At 72.2% G+C, this 21330-nt stretch carries 18 protein-coding genes; 8 read left to right on the top strand and 10 right to left on the bottom strand.

The genetic code is table 11. The features are described from left to right. The first annotated feature begins 72 nt into the window (after nt 1–72). The 7 genes from FVE25_RS18010 to FVE25_RS17980 are packed head-to-tail and all read left to right on the top strand — an operon-like array spanning nt 73 to nt 8330. Nucleotides 73–1245, top strand: coding sequence for a hypothetical protein (locus tag FVE25_RS18010; RefSeq protein ID WP_157248104.1), 1173 nt, complete (start codon nt 73–75; stop codon nt 1243–1245). Then, nucleotides 1242–3365, top strand: coding sequence for a serine/threonine-protein kinase (locus FVE25_RS18005; RefSeq protein ID WP_157248103.1), 2124 nt, complete (start codon nt 1242–1244; stop codon nt 3363–3365). The genes FVE25_RS18010 and FVE25_RS18005 overlap by 4 nt, the downstream gene beginning before the upstream one ends. Beyond that, on the top strand, nt 3362–4186 hold the full coding sequence (locus tag FVE25_RS18000; protein ID WP_157248102.1) for a PP2C family protein-serine/threonine phosphatase: 825 nt from the start codon (nt 3362–3364) through the stop codon (nt 4184–4186). The genes FVE25_RS18005 and FVE25_RS18000 overlap by 4 nt, the downstream gene beginning before the upstream one ends. Then, nucleotides 4179–5453 (top strand): VWA domain-containing protein, encoded by a 1275-nt coding sequence (locus FVE25_RS17995; RefSeq protein WP_157248101.1) that lies wholly within the window; start codon nt 4179–4181, stop codon nt 5451–5453. The genes FVE25_RS18000 and FVE25_RS17995 overlap by 8 nt, the downstream gene beginning before the upstream one ends. Next, nucleotides 5453–6127: an FHA domain-containing protein gene (locus FVE25_RS17990; protein WP_157248100.1), complete on the top strand. Its 675-nt coding sequence runs from the start codon at nt 5453–5455 to the stop codon at nt 6125–6127. Before FVE25_RS17995 ends, FVE25_RS17990 begins: the two co-directional genes overlap by 1 nt. After that, nucleotides 6124–7533: a hypothetical protein gene (locus tag FVE25_RS17985; RefSeq protein WP_157248099.1), complete on the top strand. Its 1410-nt coding sequence runs from the start codon at nt 6124–6126 to the stop codon at nt 7531–7533. The genes FVE25_RS17990 and FVE25_RS17985 overlap by 4 nt, the downstream gene beginning before the upstream one ends. Next, the gene (locus tag FVE25_RS17980) at nt 7530–8330 is read left to right on the top strand and encodes a transporter substrate-binding domain-containing protein (protein ID WP_157248098.1); all 801 of its coding nucleotides are present in this window, start codon (nt 7530–7532) and stop codon (nt 8328–8330) included. The genes FVE25_RS17985 and FVE25_RS17980 overlap by 4 nt, the downstream gene beginning before the upstream one ends. Nucleotides 8331–8374: 44 nt before the next feature. Here the strand turns inward: FVE25_RS17980 and rpoD are convergent, their stop codons facing one another. Both rpoD and FVE25_RS17970 read right to left on the bottom strand, forming a co-directional pair. Next, the gene (gene rpoD / locus FVE25_RS17975) at nt 8375–9478 is read right to left on the bottom strand and encodes an RNA polymerase sigma factor RpoD (RefSeq protein ID WP_246267136.1); all 1104 of its coding nucleotides are present in this window, start codon (nt 9476–9478) and stop codon (nt 8375–8377) included. A gap of 268 nt (nt 9479–9746) precedes the next feature. Then, a complete protein-coding gene (locus FVE25_RS17970; RefSeq protein WP_157248097.1) occupies nt 9747–10613 on the bottom strand; it encodes an NmrA family NAD(P)-binding protein in 867 nt (288 codons plus the stop codon). A gap of 62 nt (nt 10614–10675) precedes the next feature. Here FVE25_RS17970 and FVE25_RS17965 point away from each other — a divergent pair, with 62 nt between their 5' ends. Next, complete coding sequence (locus FVE25_RS17965; protein WP_219825532.1) at nt 10676–11644, top strand: helix-turn-helix transcriptional regulator; 969 nt, start codon at nt 10676–10678, stop codon at nt 11642–11644. On the opposite strand, the gene FVE25_RS17960 is transcribed toward FVE25_RS17965, so the two are convergent. From FVE25_RS17960 to FVE25_RS17925, 8 genes are all read right to left on the bottom strand, one after another. Continuing rightward, the gene (locus FVE25_RS17960; RefSeq protein ID WP_157248096.1) at nt 11622–12587 is read right to left on the bottom strand and encodes a YncE family protein; all 966 of its coding nucleotides are present in this window, start codon (nt 12585–12587) and stop codon (nt 11622–11624) included. The genes FVE25_RS17965 and FVE25_RS17960 overlap by 23 nt on opposite strands. Beyond that, the gene (locus FVE25_RS17955; RefSeq protein WP_157248095.1) at nt 12584–13495 is read right to left on the bottom strand and encodes a WD40 repeat domain-containing protein; all 912 of its coding nucleotides are present in this window, start codon (nt 13493–13495) and stop codon (nt 12584–12586) included. Before FVE25_RS17955 ends, FVE25_RS17960 begins: the two co-directional genes overlap by 4 nt. 159 nt (nt 13496–13654) lie before the next feature. After that, nucleotides 13655–15496: a DNA primase gene (dnaG, locus tag FVE25_RS17950; protein ID WP_157248094.1), complete on the bottom strand. Its 1842-nt coding sequence runs from the start codon at nt 15494–15496 to the stop codon at nt 13655–13657. Nucleotides 15497–15544: 48 nt separating this feature from the next. Next, complete coding sequence (locus FVE25_RS17945; RefSeq protein WP_157248093.1) at nt 15545–16834, bottom strand: cytochrome P450; 1290 nt, start codon at nt 16832–16834, stop codon at nt 15545–15547. 95 nt (nt 16835–16929) lie between these two features. Continuing rightward, nucleotides 16930–17733: an SAM-dependent methyltransferase gene (locus FVE25_RS17940; RefSeq protein WP_157248092.1), complete on the bottom strand. Its 804-nt coding sequence runs from the start codon at nt 17731–17733 to the stop codon at nt 16930–16932. Between the two features lie 61 nt (nt 17734–17794). Continuing rightward, on the bottom strand, nt 17795–18727 hold the full coding sequence (locus FVE25_RS17935) for an ABC transporter permease (protein ID WP_219825531.1): 933 nt from the start codon (nt 18725–18727) through the stop codon (nt 17795–17797). A 12-nt stretch (nt 18728–18739) separates the two neighbouring features. Beyond that, a complete protein-coding gene (locus FVE25_RS17930; RefSeq protein ID WP_246267134.1) occupies nt 18740–20239 on the bottom strand; it encodes a sugar ABC transporter ATP-binding protein in 1500 nt (499 codons plus the stop codon). Then, nucleotides 20236–21249, bottom strand: a complete 1014-nt coding sequence (locus FVE25_RS17925; protein WP_157248091.1) for a sugar ABC transporter substrate-binding protein — start codon at nt 21247–21249, stop codon at nt 20236–20238. The genes FVE25_RS17930 and FVE25_RS17925 overlap by 4 nt, the downstream gene beginning before the upstream one ends. Nucleotides 21250–21330 lie beyond the last annotated feature (81 nt).

Here is a 21330-nt window from a genome sequence, read left to right as displayed (position 1 = left end):
GTTGAATCAGGGTGAAGTCAGGGATCCCCCTACCTGACCTGAACGGGGAGTGTGATGAGCCTGGGTCCACCCATGAGCCGGGAAGGAGCCGACCACGAGCTCCACGCACGGGCAGAGGAGCGCGACCGCATCTCGGGCGACCTGCTCGACCTGGAGGCCCACACCACCTACCAGCTGCTCAAGGGCGCCGCGCTGCGCGGCGAGACCGGGCGGCGGTGGACGGCCGCGCAGGCGTTCGTGGCCGAGATGTGGGCGCTCTACGACCTCTACCGTGCCGTGCTGCGCGCGGCCGAGGAGGTCAGGGCCCGGCGCGGCAGACCCGGCCCCGCCGAGCTGGCCGAGATCACGGCCCTGCTGCTCGGCTCCTCCGTCGTGCTCAAGGCCGCGGTCAAGCCCGTCGAACTGCGCACGCTGGGCGAGGCGGAGCCGGACGAGCACCTGACCCTCAACGAGACCGTGGCCAGAATGGACGCGGCCTTCGGCGAGATCACCGCGACGCTGCAGGCCGTGGACGCGGTCTGGAACCCGGCCCTGCCCCGCCTCGAGCAGGCCGAGGCCGCCGCGCAGGAGCTGGCCGCGATGAGCCGCGAGCTCGGCGAGCGGCTCGACCTCGGCGCCGTCGAGACCGCGTTATCCCGGGTGCGCGCCGAGGTGGTCGAGGATCCGATCGGCGCCGCCCCGCCGGGGCCGGAGCTGGACCGCATCGTCGCGCTCCTGGCCACCGGCCGCGCCGACCTGGAACGCGCGCTGGCCGCCAAACGCGACTACACCGCCCGCCGCGACCGGCTGCTCGCCGCCATCGACACGGTACGGCAGGCCGAGGCGGCCGCCCGGATGGCCCACGGCCAGGTGGTCGTGAAGATCAACCTGCCCGCCTCGGCGGCGCCCGTGAGCCGCCTGCCCGACCTCACCACGACCTTCACCCGCGCCGACGCCGCCACCGACGGCTGGCTGGCCCGGTCCGCCCGCCTCGACGCGCTGGAGAAGGCCGCGGCAGAAGCCGCCGAGCACGCGCGGGGCAAGACCCGTGCGCTATTCGGCCTCATCCAGCGCCGCGACGAGCTGCGCGGCCTGCTCATCGCCACCAACGCCAAGGCCGCCCGCGTCGGCCTGGCCGAAGACCTCGAAGCCACCCGCCTCTACGAGACGGCGCGGACGCTGCTCTGGTCCGCGCCCTGCGACCTGCGGCAGGCGGCCGCCGCCGTCGACCTCTACCAGAACGCCATCCACGGAGGCAGCCGATGACCACCTGCACCCAGCCGGGCTGCACGGGCACGATCGAAGACGGCTACTGCGACCTGGCCGGGCACAAGGCGGAGGCGCCGGCCTCCACCCCCCTGACCGGGCCGATGACCACCCCGACGAGCACGCCGCTCAGCGGGCCGGTCAGCCGGCCGACCAGCGGGCGGCTGGCCGACGCGCTGGAGGACCTGCCACCGGTGCCCACCGTCGACCCCGACGACGTGGTGCTCAAGGATCCGCAGGTCGCCGAGTCGAAGCGGTACTGCACCAACCCCGGTTGCCTGAAACCGGTCGGGCGTGGCAGGGACGGCCGGCCGGGGCGCGCCGACGGGTTCTGCCCGCACTGCCGTACCCGCTTCTCCTTCAGCCCGAAGCTGGCCAAGGACGACCTGGTCGGCGGCCAGTACCGGGTGCGGGGCGCGATGGCCCACGGCGGGCTCGGCTGGATCTACATGGCCACCGACGAGAACCTCGACGGCAAGCCGGTCGTGCTCAAGGGCCTGCTCAACACCTCCGACCCCGACGCGCTGGCGGCGGCCGAGGCCGAGCGGCGCTTCCTCATCTCGGTCGACCACCCGAACATCGTCGACATCATCAACTTCCAGCAGCACGACGGGCTCAGCTACATCGTCATGGAGTTCGTCGGCGGCCAGTCGCTGCACCAGCTGCGCCGCCAGGGCCTGCTGCCGCTGCGCGACACGCTCAAGTACGGCAGGGAGATCCTGCGCGCCTTCGGCTACCTGCACGAACAGGGGCTGGTCTACTGCGACCTGAAGCCGGCCAACGCCATCCGGGTCGGCAAGCGGCTCAAGCTCATCGACCTCGGCGCCGTCCAGCGCATCGGCTCGCCGCCCGGCACCTCCTGGGTCACGGTCGGCTACCACGCACCCGAACTGGACACCGTGGCCGCCTCCGTCACCTCCGACCTGTACACCGTGGCCAGGACGCTGGCGGTGCTGGCCGTACCGAATTTCAGCCCGGCCCGCGACGGCAAGGAGAACCCGCTGCCGGCCGACTGCGGCCACGAGTCGTTCACCCGGCTGCTGCGCCGGGCCACCGACCGGGAGCCGGGGGCCCGTTTCCAGAGCTCGGCCGAGATGGAGGAGCAGCTCACCGGCGTCCTGCGGGAGATCAGCGCTGCGGCGGAGGGCAAGCCGTTCCCGAACGTCTCCGGATTGTTCGGCCCGGAACGGCTGGCGGCGGGGGCGGCGCTGTCGGCCGACCAGAGCCGGGTGTTCGCGCCGCTGGACCCGCTGCAGGTCGCGGCGGCGCTGCCGGTGCCCCTGGCCGACCCAGCGGACCCGGCCGCCGGCGCGCTGGCCGGGCTGGCCGGCCGGTCGCCGCAGGAACTGCTGGCCCAGGTGGAGGCGATGCCGAAGACGACGGAGAGCGCGCTGACCCGGATCCGGCTGCTGGCCGAGTCCGCGCACCCCGAGACCGGGCGGGCGCTGGCCGACGCGGCCGGGCACCTGGGCGGCGACTGGCGCCTCACCTGGTACCAGGGTGTGCACGCGCTGACCTCCGGCCGTCCGGCCGACGCCGTGCAGCACTTCGACGCCTGCTTCTCCTTCTGGCCCGGCGAACCGGCGGCCAAGCTGGCCCTGGGCCTCGCGCTGGAGGCCGCGGGCCAGGACGCCGGCCGCTGGTACGACACGGTGTGGCGGACCGACCGCGCCTTCGTCAGCGCCGCCTTCGGCCTGGCCAGGCACCACCTGGCGGGCGGCGACGGCGCCGGCGCCACCGGCGTGCTCGACCAGGTGCCGGCCAGTTCCAGCCACCGGGTGGCCGCCCAGCTCGCCTGCGTGGCCGTCCACGCCCGCGGCGGGGGCGCGGACGCGCCGGCGCTGGCGGCCGCGGCCGACCGCCTGGAGGCGCTGGCCGACCTCGACCAGAGCCGCCGCGACGGCATGAAGGCCGAGGTGTTCAGCGCGGCGCTCGGCTGCATCGCCCAGAAGGGCCCGGCGGCCGGCGTCAAGCTCGGCGCCGTCCCGTTCACCGACGCGGGCGTGCGCGGGCAGCTCGAGGAGATCTACCGCCGCCTGGCCCGCGCCGCCGCCACCCGGCAGGAGCGGCACGCCCTGGTCGACCGGGCCAACGCGGTCCGGCTGAGGACGTGGGTATGACCTGCCCGATGTGCTCGGCCTCGGTCCTGCCGTCCGAGTCCTTCTGCGAGGCGTGCGGCCAGCCGCTGGCCGTCCCCTTGTGTACGGCGTGCGGCACGCCCACCGTGGACGCCGACGGCTACTGCGAGGTGTGCGGCCTGCGCCAACCGGCCGAGCGTGACCACGAGGAGCTGACCCTGCCCGGAGGCGCGGCGGGGGTGAGCGACAAGGGGCTGCGCCGTACCCGCAACGAGGACGCGATGGCGCTGCTGGAGGCGGGCGACGCGACGGTCGCGGTGGTGTGCGACGGCGTCGCCTCCTCGCCCCGGGCCGACGAGGCGTCGGCGGCGGCGGTCCGGGCGGCCGCGAGCGCGCTGGCCGGTGGCGCCGCCGCGGAGGACGCGTTCAAGCTGGCCGCGACGGCCGTCGCCGACCTGGCCGACCGCCCGGACAACGCACCGGCCTGCACCTACGTCTCGGCAGTGGTCGGCGGCGGCCGGATCACGCTGGCCTGGGCCGGTGACAGCCGCGCCTACTGGCTGCCCGGCTGGACCCAGCTGACCACCGACGACGCCCTGCCGACCGGCGAGATCACCGCCTGGCTCGGCGCCGACGCCGGCCCGGTGGAGCCGCACGTGCGCACGTTCGCGCCCAGCGAGCCCGGCCTGCTGTGCGTCTGCACCGACGGGCTGTCGGGCTACCTCGACGCGGGCGTGCCCGACTCCGGCGAGCCGGCGGCCCTCACCCGCACCCTGCTCAAGCATGCGCTCGACGCGGGCGGGCGGGACAACGTGACCATCGTTCTGATCCCTGTGAACCCCCTAGGAGGCACTGATGGCTGACTTCACCCTGAATATCGATCAGAACAAGTACCTGGCGGTGGACGGCCGCGAGGTGCATGCCGTCCTGACCGTGGAGTCCTCAGGGACGCTCACCAAGGATGCGGGCCCGGCGGAGGCCGCGGAGATCATCATCATCGACGTCTCCGGTTCGATGAGCGGCAGCAAGATCCGGGATGCGCGGGATGCCGCGGCCGCGGCGGTGCAGACGTTGCGCGACGGCGCGTACTTCGCGGTGATCGCCGGCAACCACGAGGCCGCGGTGATCTACCCGCGCAGCGGCGGCATGGTGCAGGCCACCGGGCACACCCGCCAGGAGGCGCTGGGCGCGATCCGGCGGCTGGGCGCCGGCGGCGGCACCGAGATCGGCGTGTGGCTGCAACTGGCCGAGAAGCTGTTCCGCGCCCACGCGAACGCCATCAAGCACGCCATCCTCATGACCGACGGCCAGAACAACCAGAGCCCCGAGGTCTTCGGCCGGGCGCTGAAGGCGTGCGAGGGCGCGTTCGTGTGCGACAGCCTCGGCATCGGCGAGGACTGGGTCCCCGCCGAGCTGCGCAAGGTGGCCGAGGCGCTGCTCGGCACCTCCGCCTACGTCAAGAACCAGGGCGACCTGGCCGCCTTCTTCCAGACCCTGACCAGGGAGTCGATGAGCAAGACCGTGGCCGAGCTCTCGCTGCGTCTGTGGGCGCCGCAGAACTCCCGGGTCAAGTTCGTCAAGCAGGTCAGCCCCACGATCATCGACCTGACTGCCAAGCGCACCGAGGTGAACCCGCTGACCGGCGACTACCCGACCGGCTCCTGGGGCGCCGAGGAGCGCATCTACCACGTCTGCGTCGAGCTCAACCAGTCCGGCCAGTCGGGCCAGGAGATCCGGGCCGGGTGGGTGAAGCTGGTGCTGCCGGAGACGCAGGAGGTCTTCGCCAGCGGCAATGTGCTGGCCCAGTGGACCGACGACGTGGCCCTGTCCACCCGGCTCAACTCGAAGGTCGCCCACTACAGCGGGCAGGCCGAGATGGCCGGGCTGATCCAGGAGGGCCTGGGCGCCCGCGCCGCCGGGGACGAGGACACCGCCACCGCCAAGCTGGCCAAGGCCAGGGACATCGCGGTGAAGTCCGGTCACGACGACACCGTCAAGCTGCTGGACCGGGTGGTCGAGATCGACAGCTCCGGCACCGCCCGGCTGCGCCGCAACGTGGACAAGAGCTCCGAGATCGAGCTCGACACCGGTTCGGTGCGCACCAGCAAGCTGCGGAAGGATGAGGGCTGATGGCCACCTGCCCGAACGGGCACCCGTCGGTGGAGCAGGACTACTGCGACGTCTGCGGCAGCCCGATGAGCGGCGGCCAGGTCAGCGCCCCGCCGCCGGCCGCCGCCCCTTCGGGTGAGCCGTGCCCGGTCTGCCAGACGCCGCGGGCCGCGCAGTACTGCGAGGTCTGCGGCTACGACTTCAACGCGCCCGCGGCCGTGATCCCCGAGGTCCCCGAGGTCACCGAGGTTCCCGGCCCCGCCACCGCGCCCACGCCGCTCGGGCGGGCGACGCGCTGGGAGGCGATCGCCGGTTCCGATCGGGCCTACTTCGACAAGGTCGTCGCCGAGGGCGGGCCCGACGCGGCCACGATGGCCTTCCCGCCGTACTGCCCGGAGCGCTCGTTCGCGATGCTCGGCCAGCACGTGCGGATCGGCCGGCACAGCGCCTCGCGCGGCACCCGGCCGGAGATCGACCTCAGCGGGCCGCCGCAGGATCCCGGCGTCTCCCACCTGCACGCCGTCCTCATGCTCCGCGACGACGGCGGCTGGGACCTGGTCGATCCGGGCTCGGCCAACGGCACGCACGTCAACGGCAAGGGCCTCGCGGTCAACGTGCCGGTGCCGATCAAGGCGGGCGACCGCATCCACGTCGGCGCGTGGACGGTCATCACGATCCGCGAGAACTCGCCATGACCATCACCCAGCCGGCACAGACCGCCCCGCCCGTTCCCGCGCAGGCGGGCGGCGGGGTCCCCGCTCCCGTACCCGCCGTCCCGCCCGAGCGGCGGCGCAGCGTGCCCGGCCGCGTCCGCACGCTCACGCTCGCGACGGTCGTCTCGCTCGGCCTGCTGTTCGGCCTGCTGGCACTCGGCAGCGCCAGCGCGCGGGACGCGCTGCGGGTGATCGGCCACGACGACGGCCCGCAGGTCGTCGCCACCGCCGGCCTCTACTTCGGGCTGAGCGACATGGACGCGCGGGTCGCCGACGTCCTGCTCATGGGCAGCGAGTACGGCGGGCGCCGCGACGAGGCGCTGGCCCAGTACGAGCGCCGCCGCGCCGAGGCCAACCAGGCGCTGCTGGACGCCTTCGAGCTGGCCGCGGGCGACCGGGCCGAGCGGCTCACGATCCAGTCGGTCCTCGACGGCCTGGGCCGCTACGAGCGGCTGGCCGGGCAGGCGCTGCTGCTGAACTCCCAGTCCGGCCACGCCGCGGGCACGCCCCCCGAGGCGGTGCTGCGCGTCTACCGGCAGGCGACCGACCTGATGCGACTGGAGCTGCTGCCCAAGGCGTACAACCTGACGCTGGAGAGCAACACGATCGTGCGCCGCACCCACGACGCGGAGAGCGGGGCGATCGGCCTGTTCATCGCCGGGCTGCTGGTCGTGCTGGTGCTGACCGGCGTCCTGCTCCTGCTTCTGCAGCGCTTCCTCGCCGCCGCCTTCCGCAGGCGGGTGGCGCCCGCGCTGCTGGCCGCCACCGTGCTGACCGTCGTGGGCGGCCTGGCCGGAGTGAGCACCCTGAGCGCCGAGCTCAACGCGATCACGGCGGCCAAGCGCGACGGCTTCGACTCGATGCTGGCCGTGGCCAGGGGCCGGGCCGTCGCCAACAGCCTCCACGCCGACCAGGCCCGCTACCTCCTCGACCCGGCCAGGGCCGACACCTACGAGCACGCCTTCCTCGACAAGTCGCAGTCGCTGATCTACGCCGACGGCGGCAACGTGGAGCAGTACCACGAGACGCTGGCCAAGAACGAGCCGATCCAGCTCGGCCTGCTGGGCAAGGAGCGCACCGGGATGGGCCCGGTGCTCGACGCCTACCGGCGCTTCCAGGAGGCCGACGGCCGGATGCGCACGCTGGCCGCCTCGGGCCAGGCCAGTCAGGCAGTCTCGGCCAAGCTCGACGAGCTGGGTACGAGCTTCGCCGCCTTCGACAAGATGCTGCTCGCCCGCGGCGAACAGTCCCAGGCGACCTTCACCAGGGCCGTGGCCGGCGGTGACGGCGCCCTGGACGGGTTGTGGCGATGGGGGCCGTGGGCCCTGGTGGCCGCCGCCCTCCTGGTCGGCGCCGGCGTGTGGCCGCGGCTGCGGGAGTACCGATGAGACGCCTCGCGGCGCTGGCCGCCGTCGCCCTGCTGGCCGCCTCCTGCGGCACCTCGGCCGGGACCGTCATGGGCAAGGACACGATCCGCGTCGGCATCCGCACCGACCTGCCGGGCATCGGCGTGCGCACGCAGGCGGGCGGGTTCGCGGGCTTCGACGTGGACGTGGCCCGCTACATCGCCAAGAAGCTCGGGGCGCGGCCGGAGTTCGTGCCGATCCTGGCCGCCGACCGGGAGAAGGTCCTGGCCGACGACCGCGCCGACCTGGTGCTGGCCACGTTCTCCATCACCCAGGAACGCAAGGCCCGCGTGTTGTTCGCCGGTCCCTACCACCTGTCGTACCAGGACATCCTCGTACGGCCCGGCGAAACGCAGATCAAGAACGTCCGGGACCTGAAGGACAGGAGGATCTGCGAGGTCCAGGGTTCCAACGCCGGCCAGCGGGTGGTCGAGGAGCGGAAGGTGCCCGCGCGGCTCGTGCCGGTGCCCGACTACGGCGCCTGCCTGAAGAGCCTGAAGGACGGCCAGGTGGATGCCATCACCACCAACGACATCATCCTCGCGGGCCTGGCCGCGCAGGACGGGTCCGGCCTGCGCCTGCTCAACGCCCGCTTCAACGAGCAGCGCACCGGCGTCGGCCTGCGCGTGGGCGACGTGGAGGGCTGCGAGGCGGTCAACCGCGCGATCATCGACATGTATCAGGACGGCACGGCCAAGGCGCTGCTGACGAGGTGGTTCGGCAAGACCGAGCTGGACCTCTCGACGGTCGCCGTGCCCCAGTTCGAGGGCTGCGCATAGCGACGCGCGGGCCCGGCGGCGGCCGGGCCCGCACGCGTCGGCGCTCAGTCCAGGTAGTCCCGCAGCATCTGCGCCCTCGTGGGGTGGCGCAGCTTGGCCAGGGTCTTGGACTCGATCTGGCGGATGCGCTCGCGAGTGACGCCGAACTCGCGGCCGACTTCCTCCAGCGTGCGAGGGTGCCCGTCGGCGAGGCCGAAGCGCAACTGGATGATGCGCTGCTCGCGATCCGACAACGTCGCCAGAATGTCGTCGAGCTGGTCCTGGAGCATGATGAACGCGGCGGCCTCCATGGGGACCACCGCGTCGGCGTCCTCGATGAAGTCGCCGAGGTCGGAGTCCTCCTCCCCGATGGGCGACTGCAGCGAGACCGGCTCCTGGGCGATGCGCTGGATCTCCACCACGCGGTCGACCGGGAGATCCATTTCCTTGGCGATCTCTTCTGGCACGGGCTCGCGCCCGAGGTCCTGGTGAAGCTGGCGCTGCACCCGGACGAGTTTGTTGATCGTCTCCACCATGTGCACGGGAATGCGAATCGTGCGCGCCTGGTCGGCAATGGCCCGGGTGATCGCCTGCCTGATCCACCAGGTCGCGTACGTGGAGAACTTGTAACCCTTCGTGTAGTCGAACTTCTCGACGGCGCGGATGAGGCCGAGATTGCCCTCCTGGATCAGGTCGAGGAACAACATTCCGCGACCCACATAGCGTTTGGCGATCGACACCACGAGCCGCAGGTTGGCCTCGATGAGGCGCTGTTTGGCCCGGGTGCCCTGCCAGACGAGTTCCCGGAGCTCGGGAAAGGCCAGGCGGGAGACCCCGTTGCCCAGCTTGTCCTCGGCGAACAAGCCGGCTTCGATCGACTTGGCGAGCTCTACCTCCTCCTCAGCTGTCAGCAGCGGCACACGGCCGATCTCGCGCAGGTAGATGCGGACAAGATCGCTGGTCGGCGCGCGTTTGCCGACGTCTTCCTCGTCAGCGCGGGTGGTCTCGTCGTCCCCCTGTGGCTCGAGGACCTCCACGCCGTTCTCGGCGAGCATGCGCACGACGCGTTCCAGCGCGTCGGACGGAAGCTCGGATCGGTCGAGCGCGGCGGCAACGTCATCGACGGTTACGCTTCCGCGCTCCCTTCCCTTCGCGACGAGGTCCGCCACCTGGTCTACCGATGGCGGCCCGCTTGGCAGCACCGATGCACCCACGGGACACAGTCTGCAGTATTGGTTCCATAAAATGGCAGACCCATTTTTGTCACCGAAGGTAAGACCATGGTCCTTACCAAATTGAGATCGGTTTAAGGTTTAGCCTGGTTTTGATCAGGAAAGTAAAGATAATTGCGCGATCTAGTTTGGCGCGCCCGGCAGCTGCGCAGCGCTGGGCGCAGGGCTTTCCCTGCCCGCGGCGTCGGGAATCAATCACGAAAAATCATCGGAAATCCTCTGCGTGGTCACGGGCCCATTCGGTGTACGTCCGGCCGGGGCGGCCCAGCACCTGCTCCAGGTCGGGCCACGGCCGCTCCAGCGCCGACCAGTCCTGATCCGAGTAGCCGTCCTCGCCGCCGGCCGCGGAGCCGTCGTAGTCCGAGAAGCCCAGCATCAGGTCGGCCACCTCCGCCGCGAAGCCGCCCTGCGCCTTCAGCAGGATCCTGGCCTCCTCCCGCGAGACCTCCTCGTAGCGCACCGGCTCACCCAGGGCGCTCGCGATGGCCTCGACCTGCTCCCTGACCGTCCAGGACGCCGGGCCGGTGATCGTGTAGGCCCGGCCGTGGTGCCCGTCCTCCAGCAGCGCCTTGACCGCCACCGCCGCGATGTCCGCCTCGTGCACCAGATTGGCCGGCTCGTCGGCGAACGGATACCGCACGACCCGCTCCGCCCTGACCATCGGGGCCCAGAGCTGCAGCATGTTGGCCATGAAGCCGGCCGGCCGTACATGGGTCCACTCCAGGCCCGACTCCTCCACCACCGCCTCGACCGGATTGACGTGCAGCCCGACGCTGACCGAGGCCGCCGACAGATCCACGATGCGCCGCACGCCCGCCTCCCGCGCCAGCTCGACCACGGCCCGCGCGGTGGCCTCGACCGGGAACAGGTACAACGCCTCGACGCCCTCGAGCGCCGGGACCAGCGTCTCCGGCCGGTCCAGGTCGGCGCCGGCCACCTCCACCTGCTCGGGGAATCCGTGCCGCCCCTCCGGCCTGCGGGTCGTCGCCCGCACGTCCACGCCCGCCCCGGCCAGTTGCCGGACCACATTGCGGCCCACGAAACCCGTGGCGCCCGTCACCAGAATCGTCATGCCTGCCACGCTAGGCGGGATTCCGGCCAGTTTCTGACCGGAATTCGGCGATCATAGAATTCATGGCGAACACGAGCGGGCGCATGCTGCGACTGCTGTCCCTCCTGCAGACGCACCGGCACTGGCCCGGCACCGATCTGGCCGACCGGCTCGGCGTCAGCGAGCGAACCCTGCGCCGCGACGTCGACCGGCTGCGGGCGCTCGGCTACCCCGTCGACGCCGGACGCGGGGTCCACGGCGGCTATCGGCTGCGCTCCGGTACGGCGATGCCACCCCTCCTCCTGGACGACGACGAAGCCGTGGCCATCGCCGTCGGGCTCCAGGCGGCGGCCGACGGCGTGGTCACCGGCATCGAGGAGAGCTCGGTACAGGCGCTGGCCAAGGTGGTCCAGGTCATGCCGCCCCGGCTGCGGCGGCGCGTGGACGCTTTGACCCGCTACACCGTCCGCCCCTACAGCTCCAGCGGCCCGGGGGCCGACCCCGCCACGCTGATCACCCTCGCCCAGGCGTGCCGCGACCACGAACGCCTCCGCTTCGCCTACCCGCCACCGGACGGCGCTCTCCGCCGAGTTGAGCCGCACCGGCTCGTGTCCGTCCGCCGCACCTGGTACCTGCTGGCCTGGGACCTCGACCGGCACGACTGGCGCACCTTCCGCGTGGACCGCATGCGGGAACCCGCCCGCGACGGCACCCCCTTCCGGCCCAGGGAGGTGCCCGGCGGCGACCCGGCCGCCTTCGTCCGCGACCGCTTCGCCGCCCTGCCGACCCGATGGGAGATCGTGCTGGTCGTCCACGCGCCCCTGGACCACGTCGAGCGGGTCCTGGCCCACACCGGCGGCCGGGCCGTACCCCTCGGCGAGGGCATCTGCCGCCTGGAGCTGCACGTGGACGCGTTCGACTGGCCCGTGCTCATCCTCACGGCACTGGCCGCCGACTTCGAGGTGGTGACGCCGCCCGAGTTCGGCGCCTACCTCGCCGAGACCGCCGACCGGCTCGGCCGCGGGGCGCTCAGCCGATCCGGTGGGCGGTGAGCGGGCCGCCGCGGGCTTCCTCCGCCGTCATGACGCCGCTCAGCCCGCCGGTGCCGTTGGGGTAGGAGTCGGCCACCGTGCTCTGCCCCGTCTCCAGATCGACGCGCAGCAGCCGGGTCACCTTGCCCTCGTCCACCCGGAACGTCACCGCACCGGGCTCTGTCCAGGCCGCCGCGGTCGGCGCGAACCCCTTCGCCAGCGGCACCTCCCGGCTCACCTTCCTGCTCTCCAGGTCGTACAGCGCCACCCGGGGCCGCCTGCCCGGCACGTAGACGGCCACCGTGCGCCCGTCGGCCGACAGCGCCGCCGCCTCCGACTGGTCCACCGAGTTGAACGCCTGCGGCAGGTTGAACCCCACCACCTGCGGCGGCACGTCGCGCACCACCCGCCGCCCGCGCACGTCGTAGACCAGCAGCTCCCGCACGTTCTCCTGCCCCGTCATCAGCACCTGGTCACCGTCCGGGCTGAACCCCACCAGATGGGCGTCCATGTCGTCGGGCAGCCGCCCGAGCCGCGCGCCGGACCGCGCGTCGTACACGGTCACCGGCCCGTCGCCGGCCATCGACGTGTAGCTCAGCCGCGTGCCGTCCGCGCTCAGCAGGAGCCGCGTGATGTCCGCCCCCGGACCCGGCCGGCCCTTGACCACCCTGGTGACCACGCGCCGGCCGTCCAGCCGGTGGATCACCAGCCGCCGGTCCTTCGCCCGGAAGTACGCCACGGCCCCGGCGCTGAGCGCGATCGGCACCCAGCCCTCCACCAGCGGCCGGTCCGGCACCCGCACGGTCCCGCCGCCCCGCAGCACCAGCCGCAGCCCGCCGCACGCCTTCTCCTTGCACACCTGCACCACCGCGTAGCGGATGGCCGCCTTCGCCGGCCGTACCTCCGCCACGGCCGGCGCCGCCGCCGGCAGCAGGCACAGAACGGCAGCCAGCACGGCCCTCATCGCGGCACCCCCGGCCTGATCGTCCACTGGTCCAGTTTCTTCGTCCGCCCGGTCGCCGGGTCGAGCGAGTAGACCACGGTGGTGAAGTAGCCGTCCTCGTCGCTGCCCTTCATCGCGACCGCCTCCAGGCGCCCGCCGGGCCCCCAGCCGAGGCCCGCCAGCTCGCCGCGCGGGGCGACGATGCGCCGGGCCGGGCCCGTCCAGCGCTGCCCGGCCAGGTCGTAACGGCGTACGCCGGTGAAGTCCTTGGCCGTCACGACCGTGCGCCCGTCGGCCTCCAGGGCCAGCCGCACACCGGTCACGACCAGCTCCTGCGGGGGCTGGGCGGCCACCTCGGAGCCGTCCGCGGCGTGGGCGATCAGGCTCGTGGTGTTGTCCGACAACGCCCGCTCGGCCAGTACCTCGTCGCCGTCGGCGCTGAAGCCGAGCAGCCGGTCGCCCTTGGGGAGCGTCCGCACGGTCGCGCCGGTCGCCGTGTCGACCAGCAGACCGGGACGGCGCTTCCGCCCCGCGCCGCTGTAGTCCACGGAGAGGTGACGGCCGTCGGCCGAGAGGTCCAGCGTCATGAACGCCGTCCCCGTGGCCCGGCCCAGCGCGGGCAGCACGGTCCGCCGGCCACGCGGCCAGGCCCGCACCACCACCCGGCCGTCGCGGGCCCGCACATAGGCCAGGCTCCTGCCGTCCCCGCTGACCGCGAACGGCGCCGGCGAGTCCTCTTCCGCCTTGGCCGGGGACCCGTCAGCCCGGGTGGCATACCTAGCCGCGTCCGGAAATTTCACCTTCTTGCCGTTGCTCAGATACAGCCGCCAGGGCTGCCCCTTGCACGGCATGAAGTAGTCCCCGCCGCAGTTGGGCAGATCCGCCGCCCGCACCCACACCCCGCCACGCCCGGCCAACGCCACCGTCACAGCAGGTACGGCAGGCGTAGCGGGCCCCGTCACGACAGGCACGGCAACCGCCACCGCGCCAGGCACCAGCGCGGCGGCCAGGAGCCCCGTTAAAGCGATCTTGATGGTCACCCCCGGTTAGACGCCACCCCACCACCCAAGGTTCGTCAACCGGAGCCGTCAGCTCCCCGCCGCCCGCTCCCGCAACACCCGCCGCTGCTGCTCGAGCGCCACCAGCTCCCCGAACAACTTGTTGTACTCCTGCTGCTCGTCCACCGGGTTGAGCCGCTGGATCCGCGCCTTGACCTGCGCGATGGCCCGGTCGACCGCGACCGCCTCGATGGCGGCCAGCATCGCCGCGCCGTACCTCTCCTCGACATGCGCCTCGGCCCGGATCACGTCCACCGCGAACCGCGTCACCAGACCACGCGCCGCGCCGTCCGGGGCGTGCTCCAGGAGCCGATCCACCCACTCCCGCCCGCCGTACCCGGCCGCACCCATGCCGCCGGCCGCGACGATCACCTGATGCAGCACGACATGGTCGGCCCCCGTGAACGCGGTCGCCTCCAGCGCGTCGAACCTCGGCCCGAGCAGCGCCGGACGCTGCACGGCCAGCTTGAGCAACTCCCCCTCCACCCGGATGTTGGGATCGACCGGCGCCGCCCGCGGCGCACGCTGCGGCCGGCCCTGCTGCGCCCCGCCCACCTCGGCGATGCGCTGCATGACGAACCGCTCGTCCATGAACCCCAGCCACCGGTCGAGATCGATCGCATACCGCTTCCGCAGCCCGACGTCCTTGATCCCGGCCACGATGGGCGCCGCCGCGTCCAGCGCCGCGATCTTCCCCTCGTTGCTGCGCAGGTCGTAACGCCCGATCGTGGAGCGGATCGCGAACTGGAACAACGGCTCCCGGCTCGCGACCAGATCCCGCACCGCCGCGTCCCCCTGCTTGATCCGCAGATCACAGGGATCCAGCCCGTCGGCCTGGATCGCCACGTACGTCTGGGTGACGAACTTCTGCTCGTCGGCGAAGGCCCGCAACGCCGCCTTCTGCCCCGCCGCGTCACCGTCGAAGGTGAAGATCACCTCTCCGGTGGCCGCCGACTGGTCCAGCAGGAAGCGCCGCAGCACCTTGATGTGCTCCTCGCCGAACGCCGTCCCGCACGTGGCCACCGCGGTGGGCACGCCCGCGAGATGACACGCCATCACATCGGTGTAGCCCTCGACGATCACCGCCTGGGACCGCTTCGAGATCTCCTTCTTCGCCAGGTCGATCCCGTAAAGCACCTGAGACTTCTTGTAGAGCGGCGACTCAGGCGTGTTGAGGTACTTGGGCCCGTCGTCGGCCTCGATCAGCTTCCGCGCCCCGAACCCGATCACATCGCCCGTGGCATCGCGGATCGGCCAGATCAGCCGCCCCCGGAACCGGTCGATGGGCCCCCGCCGCCCCTCCTTGGCCAGCCCACCCTTGACGATCTCCTCCGCGGTGAACCCCCGCCCCATGAGATGCCGGGTGAGCGCCTCCCACTCGTTGGGCGCATATCCCACCCCGAACGTCTCGGCGTCGGCCCGCTCGAACCCCCGCTCCGACAGGAACTTCCGGCCGGGCGCCGCCTCGGGCGCCAGCAGCTTGTCACGGTAGAACTCGGCCGCCGCCCTGTGCGCCTCGATCAGCCGCGCCCGCTCCCCGTGGTCCCGCTTGGGCACATACCCGCCCTGCTCGTACTGCAGGGTGACCCCGGCCCGCGCGGCCAGCCGCTCCACCGCCTCCCCGAACGGCAGATGCTCGGTCTTCTCGACGAACGTGATGACGTCGCCACCTTCTCCGCAACCAAAGCAGTAGTACATGCCGCGTTCCGGGGTGACGTTGAAGGAGGGGCTCTTCTCATCGTGGAAGGGGCAGAGGCCCTTGAGGTTGCCTCCGCCGGCGTTGCGCAACTGGATGTGCTCGCCGATCACCTCGGCGATCGGGGAACGCTCACGAACGAGTGCGATGTCGACATCACGGATCCGGCCAGCCACGCGCCGAGTCTATTGCCGCCCACCGACACAAACGCCGCGCTGCCCGGATCAGGTCGGGGTGACGGTCATTTTGATGTCGTGCTCGGCCCACAGCACGAAGCGCTCGATCGGGACCACGGGGTGGCCGTCGACCGGGGTGAAGGTGAAGCGGTGGAGCAGGGTGGCCAGCACGAGCTGGGCTTCCATCATGGCCAGGCGGGCCCCTTCGCAGCTACGGGGGCCGAAGCCGAACGGGATGTGGGCCAGCCGGGGACGGCCGGCGGAGCGTTCCGGGGTGAAGCGGCCGGGGTCGAAGCGTTCGGGGTCGGGCCAGACGCGGGGGTTGAGGTGGACGGCCCAGATCGGGATGAAGACGGTCGTTCCCGCGGGAAGTTCGTGGCCGCCGAGCACGAGGTCTTCCGTCGTCTCCCTGGCGCCGTAGGGGCCGGGCGGGTAGAGGCGCATGGCCTCCTTCAGGGTGGCCTCCAGCTCCGGCAGACGGGCGAGGTCGGTGAAGGCGGGCACGCGGCGATCGCCCAGGACGCCGGTCAGTTCGGCGCGGAGGCGATCGGTGACCTCGGGGTGCTGGGTGAGCAGATGGAGGGTCCAGGAGATGGCCACGCCGGTGGTGTGGTGGGCGGCCAGCATCATGACCAGGACGCTGTCGCGGATGCGGGCCGGGCTCTCGCCCGCCTCGGCCATGAGCGTGATGAGGTCGGGCCGCTCCCCCGCGCGCCGCTCGGCCAGCACGTGGTCCACGGCGCCGCGCAGGAAGGCCAGGGCCTTCTCGGCCCGGCCCTTCTCGTACGGCATGCCGTACGAGGCGCCGAGGTACTCCGACAGGACCTCCTCGAAGGAGGTGACCACGCGCTGGGCCAGGTCGCCGGTGTTCATCTCCATGCCCAGGGCGTACTGGCAGATCATGCGCAGGGACAGCTCGCTGAGTTCCTGCTGCAGCGCGATGGGGCCGGGGGCGGCGGCCCAGCGGTCGGCGAGGTCGGTGGCCAGGCGGGCGAAGGAGTCGAAGTGGGCCTCGTGCGAGCGGCGGCCGGCGACGGCGGACAGGACGGTTCTGCGCCAGGGGATGTGTTCTTCCGCGGGCATCACCTGGAGGTTGCCGGTCTCGAACAGCGGGGCGAGGAACTCGAAGAGTTCGTCCGGCCGTTTGTTGACCCGCGCCACCTGCTCCAGCAGCACCGGGTCGGCCACGGAGACCAGCCGTGAGCCGGGCAGCCGGAAGGCGGCCACGTCGCCGTGCTCGCGGTGCAGGGCGAGCTGATAGGTGTGCAGGCCGCCGGCCGCGGCGACGTCGTCGAGGTTGTCGCCCGACGGCGACGGAGGAGGACCCGGAATCGGCATGATCATCACCCTTGGCCAGACTCCCACACGCGGCCGCGGAAGCCAATGCCACGCGTGCGCGGGGGCCGGGTTCCCAGCTGATCCTCAGGGTTCTGTCAGGGTTTGCGGCCGACTCCCACGTACCACCACTCGCTGCCCTCGGACTGCTCCTCCCAGGGCTCCTCGGGACGCCACGCGGAGACCTCCACCACGCCGGGCTCGACCAGGTCGAAGCCGTCGAAGAAGCGGCTGACCCGGGCGTGGCTGCGGTGGACCAGCGGAGTGCTGGCCTGGTCGTAGACCTTGCGGGCGGCCCTGCCGATCTCGGGGTGGGCGTCGTCGGTCAGGTGGGAGACGATCAGGTGGCTGCCGGAGGTCATGCGCTCGGCGAAGGCGCCGACGATGCCGTAGGGGTCCTCGGAGTCGGTGACGCAGTGCAGGACGCCGAGGAAGACCACGCCGAGCGGCTTGGAGAAGTCGATCAGCCGGTCGACGTCGGGGTGGCCGAGGATGGTCTGGGGTTCGCGGATGTCGGCGTGCGCGAAGGCGGTGTTGCCGGCGGCGTCGGCCAGGAGGGCGCGGGCGTGGACGATGACGACGGGGTCGTGGTCGACGTAGACGACGGACGCGCCGGGGTGGATCTTCTGGGCGACCTCGTGGACGTTGTTCTGGTTGGGCAGGCCGGTGCCGAGATCGATGAACTGCTGGATGCCCTGACCGGCGGCGTAGCGGATGGATCGGCCGAGAAACCAGCGGTTGGCCAGGCAGATCTCGCGGCTGGGGCCCATCTTCATGATCTTCTCGGCGGCTTCGCGATCGGCCGCGAAGTTGTCCTTGCCTCCGAGGTAGTAGTCGTACATCCGCGCCGCATTGGGGATGTTGGGGTTCACCCCGGTGGGCACACGGGAGGGGTTGGTCATGGTCCTACCTCGGGGAGCGCAGTCCGATGTGCTGATGGTAGTGCCTGATCATGCGTTTTGGTCATGTTCTTCGATGTCGCAGGGCATGATCGGTGCTCACCGCCGCCAGGATCAGCAGTCCTTCCACGATCGGCCGGTAGGTGGTGTCCCAGCCCAGGAGGTTGAAGCCGTTGCCTATCAGGGTGAGGATGGCCACCCCCGCCATGCCCCGCCAGATGGCTCCTTCGCCGCCCAGAATGCTGGTGCCCCCGATCACGGCGGCGGCGATCGCGCTGAGCTCCAGCAGTGTGCCCATGCTCGCCTGGGCCGAGCCGCCGCGCGCGGCGAGGACGAGGCCGGCGAGTGCCGCGCAGACGCCGCTGACGGTGAAGACCGCCAGCCGGATCGCGCCGACCCGGATGCCGGACAGGCGGGCGGCCTCGGGATTGCCGCCCACGGCGTACACGCGCCGCCCGAACGTGGTGCGCCACAGCAGGAGCGAGGTGACGACGGCGACGGCGGCCAGAAGGAGTGAGGGGACGGTGACGCCGCCGAGCACGGTCGGCCAGCTGAGCGACTGGAAGGCGGGCAGTCCGGCGGCGTCGGGGTAGACGATCGCGCCGCCGGTGATGGCCAGCGCGAGGCCCCGGTACACGATGCTGAGGGCCAGGGTCACGATGAAGGAGTGCACGCGGGACAGGACGACGGCCGCCCCGTTGACGGCCCCGAGCAGCGCGCCGGTGGCGATGGCCGCGGCGAACCCGGCGGGCACTCCCGCGCTCCGGCTGACCATGACGGCCACGACCGCGCTCACCGCGAGCACCGCGGCGGCCGACAGGTCGAACACGCCGCAGATCATGCAGACCGTGATGCCGCAGGCCAGCAGCCCCACGATGACCGCCTGGTCGAGGAGGTTGACGAGGTTGCCGCCGGTGAGGAACGTGCTGGTGGCCAGCGAGAGCACGCCCGCGAGCACGATCAGGGCCACCAGGATGCCGGAGTCACGCAGTTTCACCGCGACCTCCCCTCATGACGGCTCGCCGCCGAACGCGAGTGCCATGACGTCCTCCCGGCCAGCGGCGCCGCGGCTGAACTCTCCGGCGATCCGGCCGGCCCGCATGACGATCACCCGGTGCGACAGCCCGAGCACCTCCTCGATCTCCGAGGAGACCAGGAGGACGGCCACGCCTCCGGCGGCGAGTTCGACCAGGAGCCGGTGGATCTCGATCTTCACGGCCACGTCCACGCCCCGGGTCGGCTCGTCCACGAGCAGGACTTTCGGCCGGCGGATGAGCCATTTCCCGAACAGCGCCTTCTGCTGGTTGCCGCCGGAGAGCCCGGCGATGCGGCCCCGGGGGTCGGCGCCGGTGATGTCCAGCCGTTCGGTCCAGGCGCCGGTCTCGCGGGCCTCGGCGGCCTGCCGTACCACTCCGGCGCGTTGCCGGTCGGGCAGGCTGGCCAGCGCGAGGTTCTCGCGCAGCGACCGGACGAGCACGAGCCCCTGGTCCTTGCGTGACTCGGGGACCATCGCGAGGCCGGCCGCCATCGCCGCGGCGGGCGTGGCGCGGCGCAGCGGCCGGCCGCCGACCTCCACGCGCCCGGCGGCCGGCGGGTCGGCGCCGAACAGCAGGCGCAGCGTCTCGCTGCGCCCGCTGCCGACGAGCCCGGCCAGGCCGACGATCTCCCCGGCGCGCACCTCCAGCGCGGGCACGTGCAGCGGCGGTTTGCCGCGCAGCCCGGTGGCGGCCAGGGCGATCGGCGCGCCGGGGGGCAGGGGGGCGGGTTCCGGGTAGAGCACGTCGACCGGGCGGCCGACCATGTGCCGCACCAGCGAGCCGGGCGTCTGCTCCGCGGCGGGCGTGGTGATCACGTGCCGCCCGTCGCGCAGCACGGTGACGGTACGGCAGGCGGACAGCACCTCCTCCAGCCGGTGGGAGATGAGGACCACGCCCATGCCGGAGGCGGCCAGCCGGCGCAGCAGCCCGAGCAGCCGGCCGGTCTCGGAGCGGGTGAGCAGGGCCGTGGGCTCGTCCAGGGCGAGCACTCTGGCCTCGGCGGCCAGTGCCCGCAGGATCTCGGTGCGCTGCTGGTCGGCCACGGACAGCTCGTGCACGGGCCGGTCGGGGTCGAGGTCGAATCCGGTGCGCTCGAGGAGTCCGGCCAGCCGCCGCCGGTCGGCGCGTGGCCGCCACCACCCGCCGCGGTGGGACCAGCGGCCGAGGAAGACGTTCTCCAGCACCGTCAGGGCGGGGACCAGGGCCACTTCCTGGGTGACCAGCGCGATGCCGTGCGCCAGCGCGGCGCGGGGGCCGTCCAGGCGGACCGGGCGCCCGTCGACGAGGACGCGGCCGGCGTCGGGCGGGGTGAGTCCGGCCAGCACTTTCACCAGGGTGCTCTTGCCCGCTCCGTTCTCGCCGACCAGGCCGTCCAGGTGGCCGGCGTCGACTCGCAGGCCGGCTCCGTGCAGCACGGTGATGCCCGCGTAGCTCTTGGTGATGCCCTCCAGCTCGACGACGGCCGGCATCATTCGTCGTATTCGCCCGTGACCCCGGCCAGCGTCTCCTTGGTTCCCATCCCGCGCCCCGGCGCGAGGTCGGTCATGGTGGTGGCGGTGGGAACCTGCTTGCCTTCGGCCTTGTCGAGCCCCAGTTCGGCCGCCTTGGCTCCGAGCGTGCGCACGGGCAGGTAGTAGGCGGCGTACCAGCGTCCCTCCTGGACGGCCTTGACCACCTGGCGCGAGCCGCCGTTGGCGATGTACAGGATCGGCTTGCCCTTGGCCACGGCCTCGGCCCCGGCGATGGCCTGGGAGGAGCCGATGACGACGTCGACGCCCGGCTCGCGCTGGAGGACGTCCTGCATGGCCTTGCGCCCGCTGTCCTGGGTGTAGCCGCCTTCGACCTGTGCGGCGAGCTTGACCTCCGGGCTCTTCTCGAGCGTCTCGACGGCGGCGTTCGTCCGGGCGTTGTCCAGGGGCAGCGCCTTGAGGCCCTCCAGGTAGGCCACCTGGCAGGGGTCGAGTTTCCTGCTCCGGCAGGCTTCCACGGCCAGCGTGCCCAGGGCGGCGCCGTTGGCCACCGGCACGTCCACGAGGGTAATGGTGCCGTCGACCTGCGGCGCTCCGGTGTCGTACCGGGTGCCGACGGGGGTGAACTGCACGACGACCGTGATGCCGGCGCGCACGGCCGCCTCGATGGCCGGGACGACCGCCGCGCCGTCGTTGGCCTGGACGACGAAGACGGTGAAGCGTTTGCTGGTGACCGCGTCCTGGATCTGCCTGACCTGGGCCTGCGCGTCGAAGTTCGGGTCGAAGAACTCCGCGGTGGCGCCGCGTGCCCTGGCGTGTTCCTCGACGCCGGCGAAGGTGGCCGCGGTGAACGAGTTGGCCTTGGCGAAGCCGAAGAACGCGATGCGTTTCTGCCCGCCCGGGCTCGCGCCCGGCGTGGCCTGCTGTGTGGCCTGCGCACCGGTTTGCGGGTTGACGCAGCCCGCCAGGAGTAAGGCGGCGAGGGCGAGCAGCCCGGCTGTTCGTGCCACCATCTGGGTCTCCTTCACGGCCAGGGGGCAGAGTGGACGTGCGGGGTACTGCGAGTTGACGAGAGGCTCTGATCATAAAGGGCG

This window comes from Nonomuraea typhae, from assembly GCF_009760925.1.
GTDB classification, from domain to species: Bacteria; Actinomycetota; Actinomycetes; order Streptosporangiales; family Streptosporangiaceae; genus Nonomuraea; species Nonomuraea typhae.
Note: the sequence above shows the minus strand (reverse complement) of the source record. Positions and strands in the feature narration are given on the sequence as shown.